Genomic DNA, 24,600 nt, shown 5'->3' on the forward strand with positions numbered 1-24,600 from the left:
ATCCTGACCGCCCGCTCGCGGACCTCAGGGGAGAAGGGTGGGATATGCTTTGTCATGGCTCCAGTCTCTCAAGAGTTGGAGCCTCCGGAAATCCCGGGGCGGTTCACCGGCATGGAGGGATGCGCTTCCCCAAGACGATTTCGAGCGCCAGCTTTTTCGGAAGGCGAGCGATCTCGAGAAGCAAGGGGTGCCGCAAGGCGAGGTGCAGGACTGCTTCGACAAGGAGCGTGCCGCGCGTCGGGGGCGGGACACCATCGTCGAGGAGAAGCCGCGTCCCAGGTCGATACCGCCGCCTCCTGGGACCGTTCGCATCAACAGGAGAGATCGGAAATGCCTGGTCGATGAATACAAGAAGCTTCTCAACGTCTGTGACGGCGACTCGCATCACATCGTTCCGGATATGGTCTACCGGCTGGGCGCGCGACCGAAAGGCGCCGGGATGAGTTCGACCGCCGATCGCATCCCGAATGCTCCGACGCTGAACGAGGGTATGGCGATCTGTTTAAGCAAGGCGCAACACGGAAGTGGCCTGGACGGTATTCACGCCGATCTTCGGAAATCGCTGAACGATCTTGGAGCGCACTATACGCCATCGGGAACAGCGCCCCTTGGAGAAATCATTTCAGCAGCCAAGTTATCTATTGGTAATATTGAAGATCTTTCGGAAAAATGTAAGGATCTGGCGAAATCGAAACTCAGTTTTCAAATAGAACAAAAAGGTCTCGATTCAGAGCAGCCGGGTCGGACCCGGGAAAAACCGCTCCCAAGCGGGGCTGCGAAGAACGTCCTCCGACGCGGATATTATTGAAAGATGTCTATGGAAAATGAAATGATCGATTGGAAACCAATGATAAACGCAGCCCACGCCACGGGTCGTGGACAGTTCTGCGTCGCACTATGCGAATTGGAATATGACGATCCGTTCAGCGCGCTGCTCGATTACGATGAATCTTTCCCACAACCATGGTCGCGCACCGACATAGCACGAGAAATCTATTCTGTCACAGCCCCGGGAACCACAGAATATCCCGGATCTCGATTTGCTGCTCTTAGCAACGAAGGCGATGTTTACTGGGTCTGAGACCAAACGTCACTGGAGAAGATCCTCGGTGCAGGCGTGCAAAGTCCTGATGCTTCAGGCGCGGGTGCGCTCGCGGGTCTTGGGTTGATCGGAGGCCACCTATGGGCAGTCGGGCATGGCGCTCAGATCTATCGCAGGTCCGGCAGCCACCGTTGGGACAAGATACCTTTCACCAAAACGCCTAAGCTCGGCTTCGAGGTCGTGCGGTTTGGCCGTATCGTGAGCACCAACATCGATGACATATACGTTTCCGGAGTGTCTTTTCCGATGAAAGTCAAGATCGATAAAAAAACCCGGGAAGAGCTTCGTGAGAGCCGAAGCTGGGATGACTGGGACCGCGCTTACGAACTGGCCAGGAAGAACGCGCCGAGTAAGGGGCTATCCACGGAAGGACGGGCCTACCATTGGAACGGCGAAGCCTGGACAGAGATTCCGCTTCCAGGATCAAGTCCGTATGTCATCAAGGACATTTTCATCGAAACGCCCGACAGGGTTTGGATGGTCGGCAGTCGCGGCACCATACTGGTCGGAAATGCACGGAGTGGCTTCAGCAACGTAGGCTTTGCGGGCGACACCGAGACGCTCCTGTCGATCATCCGGTTCAAGGACAAGTACATTGTCGCGTCCGATTACGCCCTACACATCTTCGACGGCCACCACCTCACACCCCTGAAGCCGCGGCTGCGCCGGCGGGGGGGAGCACCGACGCCACTCAGGGTGCAGGCGGTGCACGACGTGCTGTTCTACTTCGACTACAAGCTCGGCGTTCATCGCTTCGACGGCAACCGCTGGGAGGAAATACCGATCCCACCCGAGTTGCTCGCGCGCGATTTCCGAGGCCTCGTCGGGCGCGGACCGTGACACCCCGGCCCTGGCACCTGCGTCCTTGGTTGCCTGTCGCCCGACGTGTGCCTGACGCGACAGGGCCCACCACTCGAAATGAGATTCGCAGACGATGACAGTCGAGAGATACGAAGCTCATTTCGATGAGATTGTGGAGAGCATGCGCCCTCGCACTACTTTGGCAGATTGATCTCAAGGTGGCTGGTCGAGGTCAGCGTCACAGCGCGGTCATCGCCGTGGTGGTGGCCGGCTGCGGTGATCCAGGATGGCTTGCCAGATCGCTGGTATCGAAGGATGGGGCGGTAGGCAGGCGATGCTCCTGCCAGATCCGTTGCATGGAGCGCAGTGAAATCCCGATCCGCTTGGCGACGGCACGTCCGGTCCAGTGCGTGACCTCGTCCTGCAGCTCCGAACAGGTCAGCGCCAGCACCTCCGCGACCCTCCGGGTGGAATGCGGTGGAGTACCAGGTGGGCGGGCATTGTCGCGCAGCAGGCCTTCGACGCCTTCTTCGGCAAAGCGCTGCTGCCAGCGCCAGACGGCGGGTCGACTGACACCGGCCCGCCGAGCCACCTCTTGCACGTTCACGCGCTCGGTTGAGAGCAGGACGATCCGCGCCCGCAGGATGTGCTTGAAGGGCCGAGATCGATCGCTGGCGATCGCGGCAAGCGCTGACTGGGTGGCATCGTCGAGGAGCACGCAGACGGTCTGAGCCAACGCTCAGACTCGCATGCATCACCTGATCCGTGAATCCTATGACCGCGTCACTGCACTAGGCAGCCATAAGAGTCCGGCCGTGCGGGCGGCGATCGAGGCGGCCGGCGCACGGCTGTTGTTCCTGCCGCCCTACTCGCCCGACTTCAACCCCATCGAGATGGCGTTCTCGAAGCTCAAAGCGCTGCTCCGCAAGGCGGCCGAACGCACCGTCGAGGGACTGTCGTCGGCCATCGGACGCCTCGTCAACACCGTCACACCCAACGAGTGCGCCAACTTCTTCGCCGCAGCAGGATACGAACCAGATTAAACCGAAAACGCTCAAGAGCGCTACGCAATCTTCAGTGGGAAAGGGAACGCTCCCCGTCGCGCATCGTGACGCTCGTCGCCTCAACCGCGCGCCCAGCCGAAGTCGGAAGACCACGCGGTCATCGACATCTCCGACTGCCGGGGATCCGTCGCGTTCGGACAAAGCGACGACTTCGTCGGATCGAAACGTTGCGAGGTCGATCGGTCGCCCTCACGGCTCCGGACCTCGATCCCGGACAGACCGTGAAGCACCGCGAACGCCGCCCGCAATCACGGGCGGCGTCGATCAGCGTTCGTCAGCCCTGGACCAGCACGTTCCGGAACTGCCACGGGTCGGTCTCGTCGATGTTCTCCGGGAACAGGCCCGGGCGGCCGGTCAGCGGGGTCCAGTCCGTGTAGACGCCGACCACTAGGCCGAGATACGGCATCTGCACTTCGAGGCAGCGGCGGAAGTCCATCTCGTCGGCCTCGACGATGCCGGACTCAGGGTTCTCGAGGGCCCAGACCATGCCGGCGAGGACGGCCGAGGTCACCTGAAGGCCCGTGGCGTTCTGGTAGGGGGCGATGCGGCGGGTCTCCTCGATGGAGAGCTGCGAGCCGAACCAGTAGGCGTTCTTCTCGTGCCCGTAGAGCAGCACGCCGAGTTCATCGATGCCGTCGACGATCTCGGTCTCGTCGAGGATGTGGTGCTTCTCCTGGACGACGGCGGCCTTGCCGAACATCTCGTGCAGGGACAGCACGGCGTCGTCGGCCGGATGGTAGGCGTAGTGGCAGGTCGGCCGATAGGCGGCGCGCTCACCCTCCAGCACCGTATAGTAATCCGAGATCGACACCGCCTCGTTGTGGGTCACGAGGAAGCCGAACTGCGCCTGGGCCGTCGGCGTCCACGAGCGCACGCGGGTGTCGGCGCCGGGCTGGAGCAGGTAGATGGCGCAGCGCGACCCCTTCTCCTGATCGCGAGCGTTGTCCGGACGCCACGTCTCGTGGGTGCCCCAGCCGAGTTCGGCCGGCTGGTTGCCCTCGGAGACGAAGCCTTCGACCGACCAGGTGTTGACGAAGACACCCCGGGGCTTCGGGTTCTTGGCGCGCTGGGTATCCCGCTCGGCGATGTGGATTCCCTTGACGCCGACTTCCTGCATGAGCTTCGCCCAGCCGGTCCTATCCGTCGGCTCCGCGGTCTTGAGGCCGATGTCGTTGGCGATGTTCAGAAGCGCCTGCTTGACGAACCACGACACCATGCCGGGATTGGCGCCGCAGCACGACACGGCGGTGGTGCCGCCGGGGCTGGCGGTGCGGGCATCGAGGATGTCCTGGCGCAGGGCATAATTTGTGCGGTCACCCTGACTCTTCGACTTGTCGAAGTAGAATCCGGGCCAGGGCTCGGCGACGGTGTCGATGTAGAAGGCGCCGAGCTCGCGGCACAGTTCCATGATGGCGCGGGACGAGGTGTCCACCGAGACGTTCACGCAGAAGCCCTGTCCTTCGCCCTCCGTGAGGAGCGGCGTCAGGATCGCGCGATAATTCTCCTTGGTCAGCGCCACCTGCTCGAAGCGCAGGCCATGCTGGTCGGCGAGCGCCTTATGGGCATCGGACGGCTCGACGACGGTGAATCGGCTCTTGTCGTACGCGAAGTGGCGCTCGATCAGCGGCAGGGTGCCGCGTCCGATGGAGCCGAAGCCGATCATCACGATGGGTCCGGTGATGCGGCCGTGGACGGGCCAGGCGGTGGCGGCTTCGGTCATGGGCAGGCACTCCTAACAACTTGCTCGGGCGTCGCGATGCGCGCGGGTGGCCGACGCACCTAGCCGGCACAGATGACGCGCACGCGACGGGCTCAGTGGCGGCTGGCGTCCGGCGGGTCAACCACGTCCAGCTCGGTTCCTAAGAGAGCGTGAACCCGTCCATGCTCTCACCGCAGCCTTGCATCCCACTCGGCGGGATTGCGAGCCTCGGGACGTGAGCCGATATTGCACTGCAACAAAGCCGGAGGACGCGCCGCCCCATCGAACCCAAGGACCCCAGCCATGCTCGCAATCCTCACCGCAAACCTGCCCGCCCAGGCGGAAGAGCCCATCGACCGCGATCCCGGCATCATCACCCTGACCGCCGCTCTCCTGCGCGCCCTCAGCCGCCAGCGGGATGCCGCCTTCCGCCGCCGCTGCGATCTCGCCGGACAGACCAATCCCAATCGTTAGGACGAACCACCCCGACGTCAGGCTACCCGTCGTCGCGACGCCGCACCGGCGTCGCCGAAGGCCGGGGGCGGAGCGTCCGCATCGCCCCATGCGCCGGTCGCGCGCACGATGCCCTGGGCACCATCGAGGCCGCCCTGGCGGAGATTGAGCCCGAGGAAGCGCTCGCGCTCGAACGGACCCGGCATCGATAAGCCCGCCACGAGTTCCGGCGTGAAGCCGAAGCGCGCGTAGTACGGCGCGTCGCCGACCAGCAGCACGGCGCCGTGGCCGAGAATCGTCGCCCGTGTGAGCGCATGGCTCATCAACGTCGCACCGAGGCCATGGCCCTGAATTTCGGGATCGACCGCGAGGGGCCCGAGCAGGAGGGCCGGCCGGCGAAATCCGGCCTCGACGTGCCAGAGACGGACGGTGCCGCAGACATGACCGTTATACTCGGCCGTGAACGCGAGTCCCTCGGCCGGAAGCCGGCCTTCGCGCAGCCGCTCGGAGGTCTTCAGGCGTCGGGCAGCGCCGAAGCACAGGTCGAGGAGATGCTCACGGGCGAGAACATCGCCCGAACGTTCATGGCGGATCTGAAACAAGGCCACACCCTTTCCCGAAATCTGGGCGGGGGACGAACGATCCTCGCGTCGGGCACGGGCCCTCGGTTCGGGATGAGAACGCGGACGATCGAAGGTCGACCGTCCGCGATGCTGGTAGTCCGAATCAGATGACGAATTGCTGAAGGGGCGGGAAGCCGTTGAACGCCACAGCCGCGTACGTGGTCGTGTAGGCGCCAGCGCCCTCGATCAGCACCTTGTCGCCGATGGAAAGCGAGACGGGCAGGGGATACGGCACCTTCTCGTAGAGCACGTCGGCCGAATCGCAGGTCGGTCCGGCCAGCACGCATGGGCTCGTGCGATCCCCATCGTGATCCGTGCGGATCGCGTAGCGGATCGACTCGTCCATGGTCTCGGCCAACCCACCGAACTTGCCGATGTCGAGGTAGACCCAGCGAATCTCGTCCTCGGCTTGCGACTTCTTCGAGACCAGCACGACTTCGGCCTCGATCATCCCGGCATTGCCGACCATGCCGCGGCCCGGCTCGATGATGGTTTCGGGCAGGTGGTTGCCGAAGTGCTTGGTGAGCGCGCGGAAGATCGCGTCGCCGTAGGATTCCACGCCCGGCACCGCCTTGAGGTACTTGGTGGGGAAGCCGCCGCCGAGGTTGACCATCGACAGGGTGATGCCCCGGTCGGCGCACTCGCGGAAGATCGTGGAAGCGGAGGCCAGCGCTCCGTCCCAGGCTTCGGTGTTGCCCTGCTGCGAGCCGACGTGGAACGACACTCCGTAGGCGTGCAGGCCCTGGCGGCAGGCATGCTCCAGCACGTCCACGGCCATCTCGGGCACGCATCCGAACTTTCGCGATAAGGGCCATTCCGCGCCTGCACCGTCGCAGAGGATCCGGCAGAACACCTGCACGTCCGCGGCCTCGACACCGGCGGCCTCGGCGGCCCGGGCGATCTTCTCGACCTCGACTTGGCAATCGACGGCGAACAGGCGCACGCCGAGCTTGAGGGCGCGGCCGATGCAGCGTTCCTTCTTGATGGTGTTGCCGAAGGAAATCCGGTCGGCGGTCGCGCCTGCGGCGAGCGCCATCTCCACTTCGACCACCGAAGCCGTATCGAAGCACGAGCCCATCTCGGCGAGCAGCCGCAGCACTTCCGGCGCCGGATTCGCCTTCACGGCGTAGAACACCCGGGTGTCGGGAAGCGCGCGGGCGAAAGCGGTGTAGTTGTCGCGCACGACATCGAGGTCGAGAACCATCACGGGACCTTCGTCCTGGCCCATGTCACGGCGCGCGCGAAGGAAGTCGCGGATGCGATCGGTCATGCTGTTTCCAACCCATAGGTTCGCAAGCGCCTTCGCGTGGGGCGCGCTGTCGAATGTCAGGACGACGTGAGTCGTCCGGCGTCTGGGATCGATGCGACGCGGCGCGCGGCGTGCTTTGGAGACACGCTGTCGAGCGCGGGCGCAAACGCTCCCGGAAGCTGCCTTGGATTGGAAGGGAGATCCCCACCGCACGCCGGGCAAAGAGAAACAAGCCTCTTCGGTGCCGGCCTTTGGAGGGCCGACGAGACCAAAAAAGCCCGTTCGTCGTTGCTTTAAGCTGCGTCCCCCGTGGAGAGCGGGGTTCGCCGGTTTCGCCTCCGGCTGCCGGTTGTTGTCGGGGTCCGGTGTCGCCACCTGGATGCCGGCCGTAGGGAATCCACCCTATCGACCATCGATCCTTTAAGACCCCTGGCGGCTGTCCGGCAGTTGGCCGGATGCCCACCAACCGACACGCGGCCACAGGCACGTGCGAAATTGGGCAAGGGCGATATACGAGCATCGCGTTCCGGCGACAAGAAAAAACGCGGATCTTTTCGACGCGACAGGGTCGCGGACCGCGAATGTTGCACAAACGCCGCGTCGGCCTCCACGGCCCCTTTCCAAGCCCGGGCTGACGCGCCATCAAGCGGTCCATTCACCCTTCGACGGCCGTATCAGGGCGCAGGATCATGACAGAACCGAACCGCCGCGCCGTCATCACCGGTTTGAGCGTCACGAGTCTGGCCGCCACCGGGCTGCTCTCCGGTGCCGCGTCGGCGCAACCGGGCGTGCCGCAGCCCTTTGGTTTTGCCGACGTGGAGCGGCGGGCCCGCGACTTGTCGAAAGTACCCCACGCCGCGAAAGCGCCGAACCTGCCACCTGCCATCGCCAGGCTCGACTACGATGCCTGGCGCGATATCCGCTTCAAACCCGACAAGGCGTTCCTGGGCGCCGAGGGCAGCCCGTTCCGGCTGCAATTGTTTCACCTCGGCTTCCTGTACGATCGGCCCGTCACGGTGAACCTCGTGCGGGGCGGCGTCGCCACTCCCATCGCCTATCAGGCGAGCCTGTTCGACATGGGCCGGACCAAGGTCGACAAGCCCTTGCCGGTGGATCTTGGATTCGCCGGCCTACGCATCCACTCCTTCCTCAACAGCCCGAGCCTCCTCGATGAGCTCATCGTCTTCCTCGGCGCCAGCTACTATCGCTTCCTCGGCCGCGATGAACGCTACGGCCTGTCGGCGCGCGGGCTCGCGGTGAACGTCGAAGGCGAGGGCGGACCGGAGGAGTTTCCGGTGTTTCGGGAGTTCTGGGTAAGCATGCCGGAAGCGAACGCCGATGCTCTCGTCGTCGATGCGCTCCTCGACGGCCCCGGCCTTACCGGTGCGTTCCGGTTCACCGTGCATCCGGGGGACGAAACCACGGTGGCGGTGCAGACCACGCTCTATCCCCGCACGGACCTCACCACCCTCGGGCTGGCGCCGCTGACCTCGATGTTCTTCATCGGCGAGAACGACCGGCGCCATTCCGACGATTATCGGCCCGAACTCCACGATTCCGACGGTCTTCAGATCGCAGCCGGCAGCGGCGAGTGGCTGTGGCGCCCCCTCGACAACCCGAAGGAGCGGCGCATTTCGAGCTTCTTCGACACAGACCCGAAGGGTTTCGGCCTGCTCCAGCGCGACCGGCGCTTCGAGAGCTATCAGGATCTGGAAGCGGCCTACCATCGCCGGCCCGGTTACTTCGTCGAGCCCGACGGGGCCTGGGGGGAGGGGGCGGTGATGCTCATGGAACTGCCCACCGACACGGAGACCAACGACAACATCGTCGCCTGCTGGCGCCCACGCCAGCCCTACGCGGCCGGCGAGGCGGTGCGCTTGTCGTACCGCGTGCGCAGCGTCGGCGGCGACCCCCTCCATCCCGGGGCCTGCGTGGTCAACACCTTCGGGGCGGCGGCGATTGCCAGCGGCACCGCCAAGGCGGACGAGGTCAAGGGTGCGCTGAGCCGCCGCTTCCTCGTCGATTTCGCCGGCGGCGATCTCGCCTACTACGGCGCCGATCCGAGCCGGGTCGAGGTGATCGCCAGCGCATCGAACGCCAAGGTGACGGCGACCTCCCTCGTCGCCAATCCGCATACGGGTGGCCTGCGCGCGGCCATCGACGTCACGGTTTCCACCCCGGGTCAGGAAACGGATCTGCGGGCCTTTCTGCGGGCGGGGGGACGGACGCTCTCGGAAACCTGGGTCTATCCCTGGATCGCCGCGTGAGCGCGGCCTTGCCGTTGCTCGATACCACGCCCGCCATCGCGATCCGCCCGGCGCGGATCGAGGATCTCGATGCGCTCGTCGCCCTCGAACATGCCGCTTTCTCCAGCGACCGCGCGGAGCGTCGGGCGATTCGCCACGCCATCCGCTCGCCCAGCATGACGGTTCTCGTGGCCTTGGCCGATGACGGGGAGGGGCCCGCGATGCTGGTGGGCGCCGCGACCCTGGAGCGCCGACGGGGCAGCCGCAACGCGCGGCTCTCCTCCATCGCCGTCTCGCCCGCGCGCGCCGGACTCGGGCTCGGCGGTCTCGTCCTCGATGCGGCGGAGGCGGACGCACGCGCCCATGGCTGCACGCACCTGCGCCTCGAAGTCCGCGCAGACAACGGCGCCGGCATCCGGCTTTACGAGCGCAGAGGCTACACGCGCTTTGCCGTGATCGAAGACTATTACGAGGACGGCATGGAGGCCTGGCGCTACGTCAAGGCGCTGTAGGCCGACGCGAAACGTAAAAACCCGCCCTGACGAAAGCCAGGACGGGTGTTGTGGACTTGTCATGCCCCGGCATCGCGCCGGAGCGGACGGATCAATCGCAGACTTCCTTCGTGACCGTCTTGCGGTCGCCGACGTCGTTTGCCTTCGTCACGGTCTTGGTGGCGCAGCCGTCGGCACTCTCGCGGGTCTCGACGGTCTTGCGCTCGCTCGCAGGCCGCTCGACGACCACGTCCGGCGCATCGCGGCGGATGATTGTGGTCTCGGCCTGGGCCAGGGCCGGAGCACCGACGAGGAGCGCTAGGGTGGTGGCGGCGAAGAGGGTGTTGCGCATGGGGACCTCCGTGTCGAAAACGTCGGCATCCAACGACGAACCAAGCGGGACCGTTCCCTCGATCCGCGCCTGTTCTTGCGCAATTCTCCCGTTCTGACGCAGGTCTCCCGAGATTTGGCGCGCTTCAACCTTCGATGCGCGAGAAATCCGCGACTTCCCGCGTCGCCGCCCGCAAGGCGTTGAGAAGGGCGAGGCGGTTTTCGCGCAAGGCCGGATCGTCCGAATTCACCGTCACCTTCTCGAAGAACGCATCCACGGGGGCGCGGAGCGTCGACAATGCCTGCATGGCGCCGGCGAAATCTTCCCGCTCGACCGCCGCCGAGGCGGCTGACCGCGCCGCCACGAGGGCTTCGGACAGGGCGCGCTCCTCAAGCTCGCCCCGTGCGGCGAGCGCCGCATCGGGCACGGCCTCGTAGGGCCGCCCGTCCTTCTTCTCCTCGATCCGCAGGATATTGGCCGCGCGCTTGTAGCCGGCGAACAGGTTTTTTCCGTCGTCGGTCTCCAGCAACTTGCCGAGGGCCTCGACGCGGCGAACCACCATCAGGAGGTCGTCTTGTCCCGGCAGGGCGAAGACGGCGTCGATGAGATCGTGGCGGGCGCCCTTGTCGCGGAGGTAGACTTTCAGGCGGTCGGCGAAGAAGGCGAGGAGATCAGGAAGATACTGATCTTCCAGCTTCTCAGGAGCAGAAACACTCTTCTGGGAAAATCCGAAGTCGGCGGTGTCGAAGTATTTCCGCAGCGGCAGTTTGACCTGGCGTTCATTGATAAGCCGAATGACACCCAGCGCGGCACGACGCAAAGCATAAGGGTCTTTGCTGCCGGTCGGCTTTTCGTCGATGGCCCAAAAGCCCACGAGCGTGTCGAGCTTATCGGCGAGAGCCACCGCGACAGCGACGGGATCGGTCGGCACGCGGTCCGAGGGGCCGACCGGCTTGTAATGGTCCTCGACCGCCGCCGCGACGCTCGGGTTCTCGCCCTGCAAAGCCGCGTATTTCCGGCCCATGAGCCCTTGAAGCTCAGGAAACTCGCCGACCATCTCGGTGACGAGATCGGCCTTGGCGAGGCGGGCGGCGCGCTCGGCGAGGTCGGGATCGGCGCCGACCAAGGGCGCGAGTTCGCGCGCGAGCGCCGCGATCCGCTTGACCCGCTCGCCCTGCGTGCCGAGCTTTTCATGAAACACGATCGAATCGAGCTTCGGCAGCCGATCCTCCAACTCGATCGCCTTGTCGGTCTCCCAAAAGAACTTCGCATCCGAGAGCCGCGCCCGCACCACCCGCTCGTTGCCGGCCGTGATGGCGAGCCCCCCGTCGCTGGCGACGAGGTTCGAGGTCAGGATGAAGGCCGGGGCGAGGCGTTCGGCGCCGGGCTCGCGCAGGACGAAACACTTCTGGTTGGCCTTGATGGTGGCGCGGATGGCCTCGGCCGGAATGTCGAGGAAGGCGGGGTCGAAGGTGCCGAGCAGCACCACGGGCCATTCCACGAGGCCCGCGACCTCTTCGAGCAGGCCCTCGTCCTCCACGAGTTCGAGGCCGCGCGCGAAGGCGAGATCGCGGGCGTCGTGCAGGATGATGTCTTTGCGCCGATCGGCGTCGAGCACGACCTTGGCGCGCTCCAGGGCGGCGACGTAATCGTCGAAGCGGCGCACCTCGATGGCGTCCGGTGCGAGGAAGCGATGACCGTAGGTGGTCGTCCCGGCCACGATCCCGTCGACGTCGAACGGCACCACGTCGGGCGTCTCGGTCTCCGGCCCGAAGGTGGCGACGATGGACTGCAGCGGGCGCACCCAGCGTAAACTGCCGGGCTGAGCCGAAGCCTTGCCCCAGCGCATGGATTTCGGCCACGGAAAGCTGCGGACGATCTGGGGCAGGATCTCGGCCAGCACGTCGAGGGTTTCGCGCCCTGGCTTCTCGATGATGGCGACGTAGAATTCGCCCTTCTTCGGATCGGAGACGATGGTCGCCTGGTCGAGGCTGGCGAGGCCCGCACTTTTCAGGAAGCCCTGGACCGCTCCGTCCGGCGCGCCGACGCGGGGGCCCTTGCGCTCCTCACGCACGTCCTTGCCGCGGGGCGGCAGGCCGGCGACGTGAAGGGCGAGGCGGCGCGGCGTCGCGAAAGCCTTGGCGCCATCGTAGAGAAAGCCGCGCTCGACGAGGGCATCGGTGACGAGCTTGCGCAAGTCGTCGGCCGCACGCCGCTGCATGCGGGCGGGGATCTCTTCGGAGCGCAGTTCGAGGAGGAGGTCGGGCATGGGATCAGGCGGCGTCCGAGATGATTTTTCGAGGGTGTCGCTGGTGCGGCGGGAGCCGCCATCGACGTCGAGAGGCCAAGTCGCGGTGCGGCCCTCGGATCAGGCCGCGCCACCGCCGGCCGTCTTCAGATACGCGGCCCCGCAGGCCTTGGCGAGTTCGCGCACCCGCAGGATGTAGCTCTGCCGCTCGGTCACCGAGATCACGCCGCGGGCGTCGAGGAGGTTGAAGACGTGGCTCGCCTTGATGCACTGGTCGTAGGCCGGCTGCGCCATCCGGTGCAGCCCGGCCTCGCCCTCGGGGGCCCCGGCGTCGAGGTAGGTCCGGCAGGCCTTCTCCGCATCGGTGAACTGCCGGAACAGCATCGCGGTGTCGGCGGCCTCGAAATTGTGGCGCGAATATTCTTGCTCCGATTGCAGGAAGACGTCGCCGTAGGTGACCTTGTCGTCGCCGATGCCGCCGTTGAAGTTGAGGTCGTAGACGTTCTCTACGCCCTGGACGTACATGGCCAGGCGTTCGAGCCCATAGGTGAGCTCTCCCGCGACCGGAGAGCATTCGACGCCGGCCACCTGCTGGAAGTAGGTGAACTGGCTCACCTCCATGCCGTCGCACCAACATTCCCAGCCCAGCCCCCAGGCACCGAGCGTCGGACTTTCCCAATCGTCCTCGACGAAGCGTATGTCATGGAGCTTGAGATCGACGCCGATGGTGTCGAGGGAGGCGAGATAGAGCTCCTGCAGGTTCGGGGGATTCGGCTTCAGGATCACCTGGAACTGGTAATAGTGCTGGAGCCGGTTCGGGTTCTCGCCATAGCGCCCGTCCTTCGGCCGGCGCGACGGCTGGACGTAGGCCGCCTTCCAGGGCTTCGGCCCCAGCGCCCGCAATGTCGTGGCCGGATGGAAGGTGCCCGCGCCCACCTCCATGTCGTAGGGCTGCAGGATCACGCAGCCCTGAGCGGCCCAGAACCGCTGCAGCGTCAGGATCAAGCCCTGGAACGAGGTCTGGGGCGCGAGATCGACGGCGCTCGACAGGTGGCTGGCGCTCGACATGGGCAATCCGGTCCGTGAAGGGGCGGCCAGCGTTTAAGAGGCGGGTCGGGGGTGTCAAGCGATGCCGGTGTGCGGGCGCACGCAATTTCGCCCCAATTCCGTCGGGTAGCCGGAACTGTCACGCTCACTGCCAAGTTGAGGCAACAATCAGGCAGTCTTCTCCGTCGCAGACCGACGGGCGACCATTTGGATCAACGCGCCATGCGCTCGTCTTTCGCAGTCTTCGCCGCCATCGCCGCCGCTTCGCTGGCTGCCACGCCCCTCGTGATGGGTGCCTCGAACGCCTTCGCGACGCAGGACTCCACCAACGTCGTCGCGATGCCGGCCCTCGTCACGCCCATCGACGTCGTCACCGTGCCGGCGCCGGTCCAGGCCGAGACCTGCACCCGCAAGGTTCGGGTGGTCTATGCGGGTTACGGTTCCGAGGGCTGCGCCCGCTAGAACCGCTGCAACGGCCGATCAGAGACCGTAGCGCGCCCATGCGGCGCGCTCCTCGATGACCGCCAGAGCCTCGGCGGCAAGACCGTCTGCCGCCAGACCGGCGGTGCTTCCGGGGTTCGCGCGCCGCAGCAGGCGGGCGACGAGTGAGCCGCGCTTCTCGGCCACCATGACGAGTTGGACATCCTCGCCGAACCGCGCTCGAAGGGTCGAGCGCGCATCCCCCAACCCGTCGACGAGGCCGAGGCGCAGGGCCTGACGTCCGGTCCAGACGGCGCCAGTGAACAGGTTCTCGCCATTGAAATCGAGGCTCGGGCGCCGGCCTCGCACCAGGGTGGCGAACAGGTCCTGCACATCGGCCTGGATCTGCTTCAGTCTGACGATATCGTCGGGATTTTCCGGCCGGAACGGATCCAGCATCGCCTTGGCCTCGCCCTGGGTGTGGACGCGGCGCTCGACCCCGAGGCGTTCGATGAGGCGATCGAAGCCGAACCCCGCCGAGACAACCCCGATTGATCCAATGAGGGACGTCGGATCGGCGACGATCTCGTCGGCTGCGCAAGCGATCATGTAGCCGCCGGACGCGGCGATGTCCTCGACGAAGGCGTAGACCGGCAAGCCCTTCTCCGCCGCGAGCGCCCGGATGCGCTGGTGGATGAGGTGTGACTGCGCCGGCGACCCGCCTGGCGAATTGATGACCAGCGCCACCGCCGCGACGTGCGGCATGGAAAAGGCCTGTTCCAGGGGACCGGCGAGCCCGGCAATGGAGAGCCCCGCCCGGAACGGCGAGGCGGCCCCGATGGCGCCGTTGAGGCGGACCACCGCCACCCGTGGCTTGCGCTTGCGCCAGCGCGCCGGAAGGAAGGCCCGCAGACCGGTCGGAATCGTGAGCGCCATCGTGTCTCGCTGGGATGTCGGGGAACCGGGCGCCGGATATTCCCGTGCCGTTCCCGCAGAGATGGTGCGCCGATCGGGCTTCGCCAACGCGGCTTAGCAACGGCGACCCGTCGTCAATCCTCGCTCGGCCGCGTGCCGATCCAGGCCGTACCGGCGTTGAGTGCGGCCAGGATCGGTGTGAACGCGCCGTCGGCACCGTGCAGCACGAGGGGCGTCAGCAGGCTGAACGGCGCGCGGCTTCCCTTCACGGCGGTGATCAGGACCCGGATCGCCGGCTCCCCGGCCCGCGCCTGGACCGGCCGGACGGCGATGCCGCCGAAGCGTCCCCGCAGGGCGTCGAGGCAGTCCGGCAGAGCATCGGCCCGGTGGATCAGACCGAGATGCCCCCGGGGACGAAGGATCTCGACGCAGGTTCGCAGCCATCCGTCGAGTGAGCCCGTTGGGAAAGTATGGGCGGCGGCCTTGTCGGCGATGGGAGAGATGCGGTGTCGGCCAGCCTCGAAATAGGGGGGGTTGGTGAGAACGAGATCGCAGCATTCCGGGACGAGGCCGGCGGCGCGGCGCGCGCCACCTTTGGCCAGAACGTCCGCCGCGACGACATCGACCCGACCGTCGAGACCGTTGAGCGTCGCGTTGAGGCGAGCGAGGTCCGCGAGGGCAGGATCACGCTCGACGAGGAGCATGCGGCAGGTCGGAGCACGCAACGCGACGGCGAGCCCCACCGCCCCCGTCGCCGCGCCGACATCGCAACACGTGGCACCCGGTGCGGGTCTGAGGAGCGCTGCCAGCAGCACCGCATCCGTGCCGGCCCGATGAGCGCCGCGGTCGGGCTGATACAACTGGAGGCGGCCGCCGAGCCACGCATCGGGGGAGCGCGGCTCAGGCGTCGCGCAGTTCATGGGCCAGACCCGCCTCCGTCAGCAGGCGGCGAGCCTGGGCAGCGTGATCCGCCGGCACGAGGAGCCGGCGTGCGAAGGCCCCGATGGAGCCTTCCAGACCGCTCATGTGACCGTCGGCGACGAAGGCCGGAATCTCGGCGCTCGCGAGAAGGGATTCGGCGAAACCGATCAGGACGATGTCGTTGCTGCGGATGAGTTCGGTCATCGCGGTTCCTGGAGAGGGCGAACGGTTCGTCCCCGTTCCTTCCGGCCCTTGCGGCATGGTGCATGTTGCAGCGCCTCCGAGCCCATGCGATGGGGTGCCGCACGGAAGTCGGTCGCGCAAGACGGGGTTTGGTGTTCGGGTCGGCCGGTTGCGGCGCGCCCGCATCGAGCCTGTCGGGTTGGGAGGCAGCGGGGTTTGGGCGTCGTAATACCCTTGGAGGACACTCGTCCCGATCCGGAGGCGAGCCTGACGGACCTCGTGGCCCTCGTCGCCGCGGGGATGGAGCGCGTCAACGCGACCATCCTGTCGCGCACCGGATCGTCCGTGCAGATGATCCCGGAAGTCGCCAATCACCTGATCGCGTCCGGTGGCAAACGCCTGCGTCCGATTCTGACCCTCGCGACGGCGGATCTGTGCGCCTACGCGGGCGACGGGGCGGTCAAGCTCGCGGCCAGCGTCGAGTTCATGCACACGGCGACCCTGCTGCACGACGATGTGGTGGACGAAAGCGACATGCGTCGCGGCACCGTCGCGGCCCGGATCAAGTGGGGCAACGAGGCCAGCGTGCTGGTCGGTGACTTCCTCCTCGGCCAGGCGTTCCGGATGATGGTCGAGGTCGGCTCGCTGAAAGCCCTCGACATTCTGTCGGCCGCCGCCACGGTGATCGCCGAGGGCGAGGTGATGCAGCTCGCGGCCGCCAAGAATACCGAGACGACGGAGGACGAGTACCTCGCCGTCATCCGCGCCAAGACCGCCGAACTGTTCGCCGCCGCCTGCGAGGTCGGGCCGGTCATCGCCGAACGCCCCCGGGCCGAGCAGGCTGCGTGCCGCGCCTACGGCATGAACCTCGGCATCGCCTTCCAGCTCGTGGACGACGTGCTGGATTACGGCGGCACCAGCGCCAGCCTCGGCAAGAATGTCGGCGACGACTTTCGCGAGGGCAAGATCACCCTGCCGATCGTGCTGGCCTTCCGCCGCGGTACGGACGCGGAGCGGGTGTTCTGGAAGCGTGCGCTGGAAGACGGCGACGTCTCGGACGACGATCTCGCCACCGCGCTCGCGATTCTGCGCCGGCACCGCGCCCTCGAGGACACCATCGAGCGAGCCCGGCATTACGGCGCCATGGCCCGCGACGCTCTCGGGCTTTTCCCGAAAAGCCCGATGAAGCAGGCTTTGCTGCAGGTCGTAGATTTCTGCATCGCCCGCGCGCACTGAGCGCGCAGGCGGTGCGGAGCTTTCAGGCGGCGACCGCTTTTGGCAGCGTGAGTTGGTCCTTGCCGGTCTCCGCGATGACGATGTTGCCGGCAGCGTCCGACCATTGGGTCAGCAGGCCGTCCGTCGTCGCTTTGTTCATCGGTTTGCCGAACAGGTAGCCCTGCCCGTAGGTGCAGCCCTGATCCGCGAGCCAGCCGACGCTCGACGCGGTCTCGATGCCCTCGGCCGTGGTCGAGAGGCCGAGGCTCGATCCGAGGGCGATGATGGCATCCACGAGCTTGGCCCGATCCTCGCCGAGGGGAATCGAGGCCACGTAGCTGCGGTCGATCTTCAGCTTGTCGAACTGCAACTCGCGCAGGTGGTAGAGGCTCGAATAACCCGTGCCGAAATCGTCGAGGGCGATACGCACGCCGAAGTTCTGGAGGGATTTCAGGGCCACCCGCGCGGATTCCAGATCGTTGACCAGGGCGGTCTCCGTGATCTCGATCTCGAGACGGCCCGGGGCGAAGCCGGTCTCCGTCAGGATCGCGAGGATACGCTCCGGCAACTGCTTGTCCTGAAGTTGCAGCGGCGAGATGTTGACGGCGAGTTGCAGGTGGCCGGGCCACGACCGGGCGTCGGTGCAGGCCTTGCGCATGAGTGCCCAGCTCAGGTCGGCGATCATGCCGGTCTCTTCGGCCAGCGCGATGAACTCCGCCGGTCCCAGGAGGCCCTGCTCGGGATGGCGCCATCGCGCAAGCACCTCGAATCCAATCAGCTCGCGGCCGGGGAGTTGCACCACGGGCTGGTAGAACGGCTCGATCTCACCGCGCTCGATGCCGAGGCGCAGATCTGCCTCCATGCGGGCCCGAACCTTCAGGGCGTGGCCCATGTCGAGATGGAAGAACCGGAAGTTGCCGCGGCCTTCGCGCTTGCCCTGATACATGGCGACATCGGCGGCATGCAGGAGCGAGACGGCATCGGAGCCGCTCTCCGAGGCGAGGGCGATGCCGATGGTGGCACCGACCTCGACCCGGCTCTGCTCCCAGACGACCGGCTTCGACAGGGCGGAGATGATCTGCTGGGCGAACCGGGGTACGGCTTCGCTGTCCTCACCGTAGTCGATCATGACGACGAATTCGTCGCCGCCGAGACGCGCGATCAATCCGCCTTGCGGAACCAGGGCGCGCATCCGATCGGCAACGGCGCAGAGAACGGCATCACCCGCAGCATGGCCATGGACGTCGTTCACGGGCTTGAAGCGGTCGAGATCGATCAGGAGGACGGCGATGGCCGCCGATCCCGGCTTCGATAGACGACCGTCCAGGGTCTCCTTGAAGAACCGCCGGTTGGCGAGGCCTGTCAGCGCATCGTGCCGAGCCGCGGATTCCGCGCGATCGCGGGCGAAATCCCTGGCCATCATGGCCTGACGAAGCTTGAACGACTTGCGGATCGACGCGACCACCAGGCCGAAACTCATGCAGATCGCGAGCATGAGAAGGTCGTGGAGGTGATGAAAGGTCGTGAAATGCAGGAGGTAGTCGAACATCCCGAGCTGGGTGCCGGCAGTCCAGATGCAGACGCCGATCATCATGAGGCACAGGGCCTCACGCAATTCCCCTTCGCCCCATGAGGCTTGCTTCATCTGACCCTCTGCCAATCCCGCCGAGTGACAGTGCCGACAAGACCCTTTCGTCTCGGTAAAAGACCGACTGTCCGGTGGACTTTGACCAATATTTCGTGGGCGATGGAACCGCTCTGCTAGCCTACCGTAGCAAGGACGGCTTCACCCACCATTGCGGATGACGGTCACGGATACGGCGCGCGGCCCGTACCGCGGCGGAGCGATCGACAAAGAGGCCGAACACCGTCGCACCCGACCCGGACATCCGCGCCAGTCGACAACCGGCCTCGACCGACAGGGCCTGAAGCGCCTCACCGATCACCGGGGCGAGACCGAGGGCCGGCGCCTCGAGATCGTTGCGGGCCGGGCTGATCGACGCCACCACCGCCTCGGCATCTGCGCCCTCGGCGATCTCCGGATGCGGCCCGGGTCGATACCGCTCACCCACCATCAACCCCAAGGCGCGGAAAACCGGTGCCGTCTCGACGGGGATGCCGGGGTTTATGAGGATCGCCGGGAGGGGAGAGATCCCAAGGGCGGCCCCAATGGTCTCGCCAGCCCCTCGCATCATCCGGGCCCGGGGATCGAGACAGACGGGAACGTCGGCGCCCGTCGCGCGCGCGGCGTCCAGAAGATCGGGATCCGTGGGGTCGAGGCCGTTGCTGCGGCCGAGCAGCCGCAGGGCAGCGGCCGCATCCGACGAGCCGCCGCCGATGCCCGCCGCCACGGGGAGGCGCTTGACGAGATGGAACGTCCCGAGTCGAAGACCGGGCCGGCGCCTAGAGAGATGACGGGCGGCCCGGATCACCAGGTTGTCGTCGAGGGGGCCGGCCGGACCCGCCGTCGGCCCCGACACTTCGAGGGCGAGCGCTTCGCCCGGATGAAGCGACAGGGTATCGCCGGCGCCGGTGAACGCAACGAGGCTTTCGAGCTCGTGGTAACCGTCCCCGGCGCGGCGCCCGAGAACGTGCAGGGTGAGATTGATCTTCGCCGGAGCGCGGATGACGAGGATTGGCACGGGCTCTCGACGGCTGTTCAGGGGATCGGGGCGCCGGTCTGGCCCTGCGCCCCTGCCCACGTCAAGTCCGATGCCGTGACGGACTCGATCAGCCGCCGCTCTTCTTGTCGGCCGCGCCCGGAGGCTCGCTCGGAGCCGGAGCGCCCTTGGGCAGTTCGGGATTGGCTTTCCCCTCGGGCGGATTCTCGGCCGTGGCGGCCGGCTTGTCGAGTTCCGGCAGGCCGTCCTTGAGCTTGGCGTTGATCTTCTCGAGTTCCTCCGGCTCGGGGTTCAGGTCCTTGGCGTGCTGCCACTGGAACTTGCCCTCCAGACGGCGGCCGGCGCGCCAATAGGCATCGCCGAGGTGGTCGTTGATCGTCGGGTCGCCGGGCTTGAGCTCGATGGCCTTCTCCAACTCGCGCATGGCTTCATCCCAACGCCCGAGGCGGAAATAGGCCCAACCGAGACTGTCGATGATCATCCCATCGCGCGGGCTGGCGTCCACGGCCTGCTTCAGCATGGTGAAGGCTTCGTCGATGTTGATGTTCTGGTCGACCCACGAATAGGCGAGGTAGTTCAGGACCTGGGCGCGGGCACCCGGCTGCGAGGCCGGCACGAGTTCCAGAGCCTTCTTCAGGTCGGCCTCGGCCTTGCTCCACTGCTTGGCCCGCTCGTAGGCGGTGCCGCGGAAGTAGAACGTCGTCCAGTAGTTCGCCGCCGGCTGGTCGCCGATGAGAGCGATGGCGCGGCTGTAGGTCTCGGCCGCCTCTTCGTACTTCTTGCGCGAGCGCTGAACGTTACCGAGCGCCGTGATCACGTCGATGTCGTTGGGATGAGCCTTCATGGCTGCATCGAGGTGCTGGATCGCCTCTTCGCCCTTGCCCATCTGCTCGAGATTGAGCCCGATCTGCACGTCGGCATTGAGGCGCAGCGGCGAGTTCGCCGGGATCTGGGCATAGGCCTCGTTGGCGCGCTCCGGCTGCTTCATCCGGTCGAGGATGTCGGCCAGGGTCAGGCGAGCCAGGGCGTGCTCGGGTGCGAGATAGAGGGCGAGGCGCAGATAGACCACCGCCGGCAGTTCGTCGCCCTGCGTCGAGCCCGCCGAACCGAGCCCATAGAGCACCTCGCCGGCTCCCTCCTGCGCCGTATTGACGAGGCGGGTGAGGGGCTTGCCCTCCTTCAGCCTGGTAAGCGCATCGCGAACGACGGGATGGCGTGGCAACAGCTTGTCGAAGTCGGTGTAGGCCTGGATCGCCAGATCCGTGCGCCCCGCCTGCGCCTCGAACCGCGCATAGGCGTCGACAACCCGGAGGGTGTTGCGGTCGCCGTCGTAGGCCGCCTTGAGACGGCGCTCCGCCTCGGCCTGGTCACCAGTCAGCGCCGCGATCAGGCCAGCGTGGTAATCTCGGAACGTGTTGTAGGTTCGCTCGCCCTTGAGCTTGTTGATGGTCTCCTGGGCGCGCTTGCCGTCACCGGCCCCGGCGAAGGCCCAGGCCGTGAGGAGGGTGCCGGTGAGATCGGCGGCGGCACCCCGGCCGCTGCGGGCGAAGTTCTGACGGGCCTGGGCGAACTGACCGGCCTTGATCTGCCGGACGCCGAGCGCGAGCTGAGCGAGACCATTGGCACCGTCGCGGGTCGTCAGGCGCTCTGCGGCGCGGAACGCGTCCGGTAGGGACCCGTCGGCCAGGAGCGACACGAAGGCGCGCTCCAGCAGTTCGGCGTTGCGCGGGTCGGCCTTCACAGCCTCGCGGTAGAAGCTCGCCGCCGCCGCCGTGTCCTTCGAGGCACCGGCGATGTAAGCCGCGAGGAAGTTGCCTTCCAGGGATTCCGCGGGCTCGAACTCCGGCAGCGGCGTCGATTCACGTGGTTGCGCCGCGTGCGTCGGCACAGTCGCCGCGAGGCAGAAAGCGAGGGCCGACAGGGCTCGGCGAGTCGCGGCGTTTCCGTTCATGGGCACCGTTCAGGGCTTCTGCGCACCGGCTCGATCGGGGCCGGCGCTCGATCGGGCGGGACACTGAACTCTTCCCACCATCCCTGCAAGGCATAAGGATGCCGCCCCGAGCGCGGGGAGGGCGACCTCAAGGCCTCACCCATCCCTCCCGCGCGGCGATCACATATTCGGGTAGTTCGGACCGCCCGGGCCCTCCGGCGTCACCCAGTTGATGTTCTGGTTCGGGTCTTTGATATCGCAGGTCTTGCAGTGGACGCAGTTCTGCGCGTTGATCTGGTAGCGCACACCGTCGCTCTGGGCCGCATCCGCCACCCACTCGTAGACGCCGGCCGGGCAATAGCGCGCCGACGGTCCGCCGTAGACATCGTGCTCGGATGCCTTCTGGAGGTCGAGGTTCTTCACATTGAGGTGGGGCGGCTGATCCTCCTCGTGGTTGGTGTTGGAGAGGTACACCGACGAGAGGCGGTCGAAAGTCAGCTTGCCGTCCGGCTTCGGGTAGACGATGGGCGTCACCTCGGCGAGCGGCTTGGTACAGGCGTGATCCGGCTTGCCGTGCTTGAGCGTGCCGAACAGGGACGTCCCGAGCAGGGTGTTGGCCCACATGTCGGCGCCGCCGAGGCCGACACCCACCAGGGTGCCGTACTTCGACCAGAGCGGCTTTACGTTGCGCACGCGCTTGAGGTCCTGGCCGATGGCGCTGTCGCGCCAGCCGTTCTCGTAGGCGGTGAGTTCGTCCCCCTGGCGTCCGGATTCGAGGGCCTGCGCGATGGCCTGCGCCGCCTGCATGCCCGAGAGTACGGCGTTGTGCGATCCCTTGATGCGCGGCACGTTCACGAAGCCGGCGGAATCGCCGACGAGGCAGCCGCCGGGGAACACGAGCTTCGGCACCGACTGCCAGCCACCCTCCATGATGGCCCGCGCGCCGTAGCCGATGCGCTTGGCCCCCTCGAAGGTCTCGGCGATCATCGGGTGCGTCTTGAAGCGCTGGAACTCGTCGAACGGCGACAGGGTCGGGTTCTCGTAGTTCAGGTGCGTGACGAACCCCACCGAAAGCAGGTGGTCGTCGAAATGGTAGAGCCACGAGCCGCCGCCGGCCTTGTTCGGCAGGGGCCATCCCATGGTGTGCTGGACGAGGCCGGCCTGGAACTTGTCTGGGCTCAGCTGCCACAACTCCTTGACGCCGAGACCGTACTTCTGGTGGTCGCTGTCGGCGTTGAGCTTGAATCGGTCGATGAGCGTCTTCGTCAGGGAGCCGCGGGCGCCCTCTCCGAAGATCGTGTACTTGCCGCGCAGCTCCATGCCGCGGGTGTAGTCGTCCCGTGGCTCGCCCGAGCGGCCGATGCCGAGATCGCCCGTGGCGATGCCGACCACCACGCCCCGGTCGTCGTAGAGCACCTCGGAGGCCGGAAAGCCCGGGTAGATCTCGACGCCGAGCGCCTCGGCCTGGGCGCCGAGATACTTCGTCACGTTCGACAGCGAGCCGACGAAGTTGCCATGGTTGGACATGAATTTCGGGAAGAACAGGTTCGGCATCGTCAGGCCGCTGTTCTTCGTCAGGAACATGAACTCGTCGCGCTCGACCGCGGTCTTCAAGGGCCGGTCTGGATCGGTGCGCCACGCGGGCAGGAGGTCGTCGAGGCCCGCCGGATCGACGACGGCGCCCGACAGGATGTGCGCGCCGACCTCGGACCCCTTCTCGACCACCACGATGCTGACGTCGGAGGACAACTGCTTGAGGCGAATGGCGGCGGCGAGGCCCGCCGGCCCGGCGCCGACGATCACCACGTCGAAATCCATCCCCTCGCGTTCGGGCAGCGCCATTCCGTCATCCTCCTGTCACGCCCGCCGTCCGGCGGGTCCCGTGAATTGGTTCAGATCACTCTCAACCGATTCCAAGATGGGAACGCAAGCGGCCTGCGCTCCCTGCGCGGTGTCGTGATGAAGAGTCGCGCCGTGCGAAAGCGGAGGATCGGGTCGCCGGGACGCCGCGCCCCCGTTGTCCACAGGCGACGAACACGCCACATCTCACCTCATGACTGCGAGCGACGAACGCCAGCGTGATCTCATCGCCGCCCTCGACTTCCATGTCGCGGCGGGGGTCGATCTCATGCTCGACGAGCACCCCCACGACCGCTTCTCGGAAGCGGATGCCCCGGCACGTCCCATGGTGTCGACGCTGGAGCCGGAGCACAGCCCCCCCCTTGAGCATTCTGCGCGGCGGGAGCCCGCCACGACGGCGCTCCGTCGCGAATCGCCGCCACGCGGCGAGGCGCCTCCCCAAGCCGGGACCTACGGCCAATCCGCCGCCGCCCGTCCTGGCGAAGCGGCCGGCGATGCGCGGGCGCGGGCAAAGGACGTCACGTCCCTCGAGGAACTGGAAGCGCTTCTCGGCGGCTTCGACGGCTGTCCGCTCAAGTTCACGGCAAAGAACCTCGTCTTCGCCGACGGCAATCCGGCAGCGAAGCTCATGTTCATCGGCGAAGCGCCGGGAGCTGACGAGGACCGGGTCGGTAAGCCGTTCATGGGCCGCTCGGGCAAGCTGTTGGATCGGATGATGGCGGCGATCGGCCTCGACCGGACGAGCGCCTACGTGACCAACATCGTGCCGTGGCGCCCGCCCGGCAACCGCAACCCGACGCCCCAGGAGGTCGCAATCTGCAGGCCGTTCATCGAGCGGCAGATCGAACTCGCGGCGCCCGACCTCATCGTCTGCCTCGGCAGTCCCTCCACCCAGGCGATCACCGGCACCAAGGACGGGATCCTCAAGGCGCGGGGCCGGTTCTTCCCCTACCGGGTCGGGGATCGCGAGATCCGCGTTCTGGCGACCCTTCATCCGGCTTACCTGCTGCGCCAGCCGCTGCAGAAGCGGCTGGCCTGGCGAGATTTTCGCACCCTTCGTGCCGCCCTCGACGGCAAGGCCTAACCTCGGTACGGAGACCCCAAGCGGAACTGTATGTGACAGGCGGAGATTACTTCGCAGGGGTGGCGTCCGTCCGCGGTCCGGAACGAGTGGTGAGAGC

Annotated in this window: 21 protein-coding genes and 2 pseudogenes; 9 read left to right on the forward strand and 14 right to left on the reverse strand. The window is 66.5% G+C overall.

Translation table 11 applies throughout. From position 1 onward, the window contains the following. The first annotated feature begins 187 nt into the window (after positions 1-187). Together ASF27_RS22105 and ASF27_RS05745 are read left to right on the forward strand one after the other, a co-directional pair. Entirely contained in the window at positions 188-808 is a 621-nt protein-coding gene (locus ASF27_RS22105; protein WP_156467464.1) for a hypothetical protein, read from the forward strand. Positions 809-1,348: 540 nt separating this feature from the next. Continuing rightward, complete coding sequence (locus tag ASF27_RS05745; protein ID WP_244480934.1) at positions 1,349-1,942, forward strand: hypothetical protein; 594 nt, start codon at positions 1,349-1,351, stop codon at positions 1,940-1,942. 242 nt (positions 1,943-2,184) lie between these two features. On the opposite strand, the pseudogene ASF27_RS05750 reads toward ASF27_RS05745, so the two are convergent. Beyond that, positions 2,185-2,639 (reverse strand): annotated as a pseudogene (locus ASF27_RS05750) (helix-turn-helix domain-containing protein); the annotation flags it as partial. A gap of 55 nt (positions 2,640-2,694) precedes the next feature. Between ASF27_RS05750 and ASF27_RS05755 the strand changes: the two are divergent. Further along, positions 2,695-2,946, forward strand: a pseudogene (locus ASF27_RS05755) (transposase); the annotation flags it as partial. A gap of 295 nt (positions 2,947-3,241) precedes the next feature. Here the strand turns inward: ASF27_RS05755 and ASF27_RS05765 are convergent. Further along, positions 3,242-4,687 (reverse strand): saccharopine dehydrogenase NADP-binding domain-containing protein, encoded by a 1,446-nt coding sequence (locus tag ASF27_RS05765; RefSeq protein WP_056358476.1) that lies wholly within the window; start codon positions 4,685-4,687, stop codon positions 3,242-3,244. A gap of 282 nt (positions 4,688-4,969) precedes the next feature. Here ASF27_RS05765 and ASF27_RS22645 point away from each other — a divergent pair, with 282 nt between their 5' ends. After that, positions 4,970-5,140: a hypothetical protein gene (locus ASF27_RS22645; protein ID WP_200918694.1), complete on the forward strand. Its 171-nt coding sequence runs from the start codon at positions 4,970-4,972 to the stop codon at positions 5,138-5,140. A gap of 17 nt (positions 5,141-5,157) precedes the next feature. On the opposite strand, the gene ASF27_RS05770 is transcribed toward ASF27_RS22645, so the two are convergent. After that, positions 5,158-5,721, reverse strand: coding sequence for an N-acetyltransferase (locus tag ASF27_RS05770; protein WP_056303915.1), 564 nt, complete (start codon positions 5,719-5,721; stop codon positions 5,158-5,160). 124 nt (positions 5,722-5,845) lie between these two features. Beyond that, the gene (locus tag ASF27_RS05775; RefSeq protein WP_056167385.1) at positions 5,846-7,012 is read right to left on the reverse strand and encodes a type III PLP-dependent enzyme; all 1,167 of its coding nucleotides are present in this window, start codon (positions 7,010-7,012) and stop codon (positions 5,846-5,848) included. A gap of 668 nt (positions 7,013-7,680) precedes the next feature. Here ASF27_RS05775 and ASF27_RS05780 point away from each other — a divergent pair. After that, on the forward strand, positions 7,681-9,258 hold the full coding sequence (locus ASF27_RS05780) for a glucan biosynthesis protein G (RefSeq protein WP_056303847.1): 1,578 nt from the start codon (positions 7,681-7,683) through the stop codon (positions 9,256-9,258). Then, on the forward strand, positions 9,255-9,749 hold the full coding sequence (locus tag ASF27_RS05785) for an N-acetyltransferase (RefSeq protein WP_200918695.1): 495 nt from the start codon (positions 9,255-9,257) through the stop codon (positions 9,747-9,749). Before ASF27_RS05780 ends, ASF27_RS05785 begins: the two co-directional genes overlap by 4 nt. Before the next feature lie 91 nt (positions 9,750-9,840). Here the strand turns inward: ASF27_RS05785 and ASF27_RS05790 are convergent, their stop codons facing one another. From ASF27_RS05790 to ASF27_RS05800, 3 genes are all read right to left on the reverse strand, one after another. Beyond that, complete coding sequence (locus tag ASF27_RS05790) at positions 9,841-10,080, reverse strand: hypothetical protein (RefSeq protein WP_056358607.1); 240 nt, start codon at positions 10,078-10,080, stop codon at positions 9,841-9,843. 124 nt (positions 10,081-10,204) lie between these two features. Then, the gene (glyS, locus tag ASF27_RS05795; RefSeq protein WP_056358479.1) at positions 10,205-12,328 is read right to left on the reverse strand and encodes a glycine--tRNA ligase subunit beta; all 2,124 of its coding nucleotides are present in this window, start codon (positions 12,326-12,328) and stop codon (positions 10,205-10,207) included. 99 nt (positions 12,329-12,427) lie between these two features. After that, positions 12,428-13,375, reverse strand: coding sequence for a glycine--tRNA ligase subunit alpha (locus ASF27_RS05800; protein WP_056358482.1), 948 nt, complete (start codon positions 13,373-13,375; stop codon positions 12,428-12,430). A 201-nt stretch (positions 13,376-13,576) separates the two neighbouring features. On the opposite strand from ASF27_RS05800, the gene ASF27_RS05805 reads away from it, so the two are divergent. Then, a complete protein-coding gene (locus tag ASF27_RS05805) occupies positions 13,577-13,816 on the forward strand; it encodes a hypothetical protein (protein ID WP_056167396.1) in 240 nt (79 codons plus the stop codon). An 18-nt stretch (positions 13,817-13,834) separates the two neighbouring features. Here ASF27_RS05805 and ASF27_RS05810 read toward each other — a convergent pair whose 3' ends face one another. The 3 genes from ASF27_RS05810 to ASF27_RS05820 form a co-directional block, all read right to left on the reverse strand. Further along, the gene (locus tag ASF27_RS05810) at positions 13,835-14,710 is read right to left on the reverse strand and encodes a S49 family peptidase (RefSeq protein WP_056358485.1); all 876 of its coding nucleotides are present in this window, start codon (positions 14,708-14,710) and stop codon (positions 13,835-13,837) included. A gap of 113 nt (positions 14,711-14,823) precedes the next feature. Then, positions 14,824-15,609: a methyltransferase gene (locus tag ASF27_RS05815; protein ID WP_056358487.1), complete on the reverse strand. Its 786-nt coding sequence runs from the start codon at positions 15,607-15,609 to the stop codon at positions 14,824-14,826. After that, the gene (locus ASF27_RS05820) at positions 15,590-15,814 is read right to left on the reverse strand and encodes a DUF2007 domain-containing protein (RefSeq protein ID WP_056261169.1); all 225 of its coding nucleotides are present in this window, start codon (positions 15,812-15,814) and stop codon (positions 15,590-15,592) included. The genes ASF27_RS05815 and ASF27_RS05820 overlap by 20 nt, the downstream gene beginning before the upstream one ends. A gap of 195 nt (positions 15,815-16,009) precedes the next feature. Here ASF27_RS05820 and ASF27_RS05825 point away from each other — a divergent pair, with 195 nt between their 5' ends. Then, positions 16,010-17,029 (forward strand): polyprenyl synthetase family protein, encoded by a 1,020-nt coding sequence (locus ASF27_RS05825; protein WP_056167409.1) that lies wholly within the window; start codon positions 16,010-16,012, stop codon positions 17,027-17,029. Positions 17,030-17,051: 22 nt separating this feature from the next. Here ASF27_RS05825 and ASF27_RS05830 read toward each other — a convergent pair whose 3' ends face one another. The 4 genes from ASF27_RS05830 to ASF27_RS05845 all read right to left on the reverse strand — a co-directional run bounded on the left by ASF27_RS05830 (position 17,052) and on the right by ASF27_RS05845 (position 23,401). Next, the gene (locus ASF27_RS05830) at positions 17,052-18,653 is read right to left on the reverse strand and encodes an EAL domain-containing protein (protein WP_056358490.1); all 1,602 of its coding nucleotides are present in this window, start codon (positions 18,651-18,653) and stop codon (positions 17,052-17,054) included. 121 nt (positions 18,654-18,774) lie between these two features. After that, on the reverse strand, positions 18,775-19,650 hold the full coding sequence (locus ASF27_RS05835; RefSeq protein WP_056358493.1) for a 4-(cytidine 5'-diphospho)-2-C-methyl-D-erythritol kinase: 876 nt from the start codon (positions 19,648-19,650) through the stop codon (positions 18,775-18,777). Between the two features lie 88 nt (positions 19,651-19,738). Beyond that, a complete protein-coding gene (locus ASF27_RS05840) occupies positions 19,739-21,580 on the reverse strand; it encodes a tetratricopeptide repeat protein (protein ID WP_056358495.1) in 1,842 nt (613 codons plus the stop codon). Positions 21,581-21,739: 159 nt separating this feature from the next. Beyond that, positions 21,740-23,401: an electron transfer flavoprotein-ubiquinone oxidoreductase gene (locus ASF27_RS05845; RefSeq protein ID WP_056167423.1), complete on the reverse strand. Its 1,662-nt coding sequence runs from the start codon at positions 23,399-23,401 to the stop codon at positions 21,740-21,742. A 211-nt stretch (positions 23,402-23,612) separates the two neighbouring features. On the opposite strand from ASF27_RS05845, the gene ASF27_RS05850 reads away from it, so the two are divergent. Then, entirely contained in the window at positions 23,613-24,503 is an 891-nt protein-coding gene (locus ASF27_RS05850) for a uracil-DNA glycosylase (RefSeq protein ID WP_056358498.1), read from the forward strand. Positions 24,504-24,600 lie beyond the last annotated feature (97 nt).

Source organism: Methylobacterium sp. Leaf102 (assembly GCF_001422425.1).
In the GTDB taxonomy this organism is placed as follows: domain Bacteria; phylum Pseudomonadota; class Alphaproteobacteria; order Rhizobiales; family Beijerinckiaceae; genus Methylobacterium.

Excerpts from the sequence above, each read along its gene's own strand:
- ASF27_RS05840 (WP_056358495.1), bottom strand. The coding sequence starts at position 21,580 with ATGAACGGAAACGCCGCGACTCGCCGAGCCCTGTCGGCCCTCGCTTTC.
- ASF27_RS05845 (WP_056167423.1), bottom strand. The coding sequence starts at position 23,401 with ATGGCGCTGCCCGAACGCGAGGGGATGGATTTCGACGTGGTGATCGTC.
- ASF27_RS05805 (WP_056167396.1), top strand. The coding sequence starts at position 13,577 with ATGCGCTCGTCTTTCGCAGTCTTCGCCGCCATCGCCGCCGCTTCGCTG.
- ASF27_RS05815 (WP_056358487.1), bottom strand. The coding sequence starts at position 15,609 with ATGAACTGCGCGACGCCTGAGCCGCGCTCCCCCGATGCGTGGCTCGGC.
- ASF27_RS05850 (WP_056358498.1), top strand. The coding sequence starts at position 23,613 with ATGACTGCGAGCGACGAACGCCAGCGTGATCTCATCGCCGCCCTCGAC.
- ASF27_RS05800 (WP_056358482.1), bottom strand. The coding sequence starts at position 13,375 with ATGTCGAGCGCCAGCCACCTGTCGAGCGCCGTCGATCTCGCGCCCCAG.
- ASF27_RS05830 (WP_056358490.1), bottom strand. The coding sequence starts at position 18,653 with ATGAAGCAAGCCTCATGGGGCGAAGGGGAATTGCGTGAGGCCCTGTGC.
- glyS (WP_056358479.1), bottom strand. The coding sequence starts at position 12,328 with ATGCCCGACCTCCTCCTCGAACTGCGCTCCGAAGAGATCCCCGCCCGC.
- ASF27_RS05765 (WP_056358476.1), bottom strand. The coding sequence starts at position 4,687 with ATGACCGAAGCCGCCACCGCCTGGCCCGTCCACGGCCGCATCACCGGA.
- ASF27_RS05790 (WP_056358607.1), bottom strand. The coding sequence starts at position 10,080 with ATGCGCAACACCCTCTTCGCCGCCACCACCCTAGCGCTCCTCGTCGGT.
- ASF27_RS05745 (WP_244480934.1), top strand. The coding sequence starts at position 1,349 with ATGAAAGTCAAGATCGATAAAAAAACCCGGGAAGAGCTTCGTGAGAGC.
- ASF27_RS05775 (WP_056167385.1), bottom strand. The coding sequence starts at position 7,012 with ATGACCGATCGCATCCGCGACTTCCTTCGCGCGCGCCGTGACATGGGC.
- ASF27_RS22645 (WP_200918694.1), top strand. The coding sequence starts at position 4,970 with ATGCTCGCAATCCTCACCGCAAACCTGCCCGCCCAGGCGGAAGAGCCC.
- ASF27_RS05810 (WP_056358485.1), bottom strand. The coding sequence starts at position 14,710 with ATGGCGCTCACGATTCCGACCGGTCTGCGGGCCTTCCTTCCGGCGCGC.
- ASF27_RS05780 (WP_056303847.1), top strand. The coding sequence starts at position 7,681 with ATGACAGAACCGAACCGCCGCGCCGTCATCACCGGTTTGAGCGTCACG.
- ASF27_RS05820 (WP_056261169.1), bottom strand. The coding sequence starts at position 15,814 with ATGACCGAACTCATCCGCAGCAACGACATCGTCCTGATCGGTTTCGCC.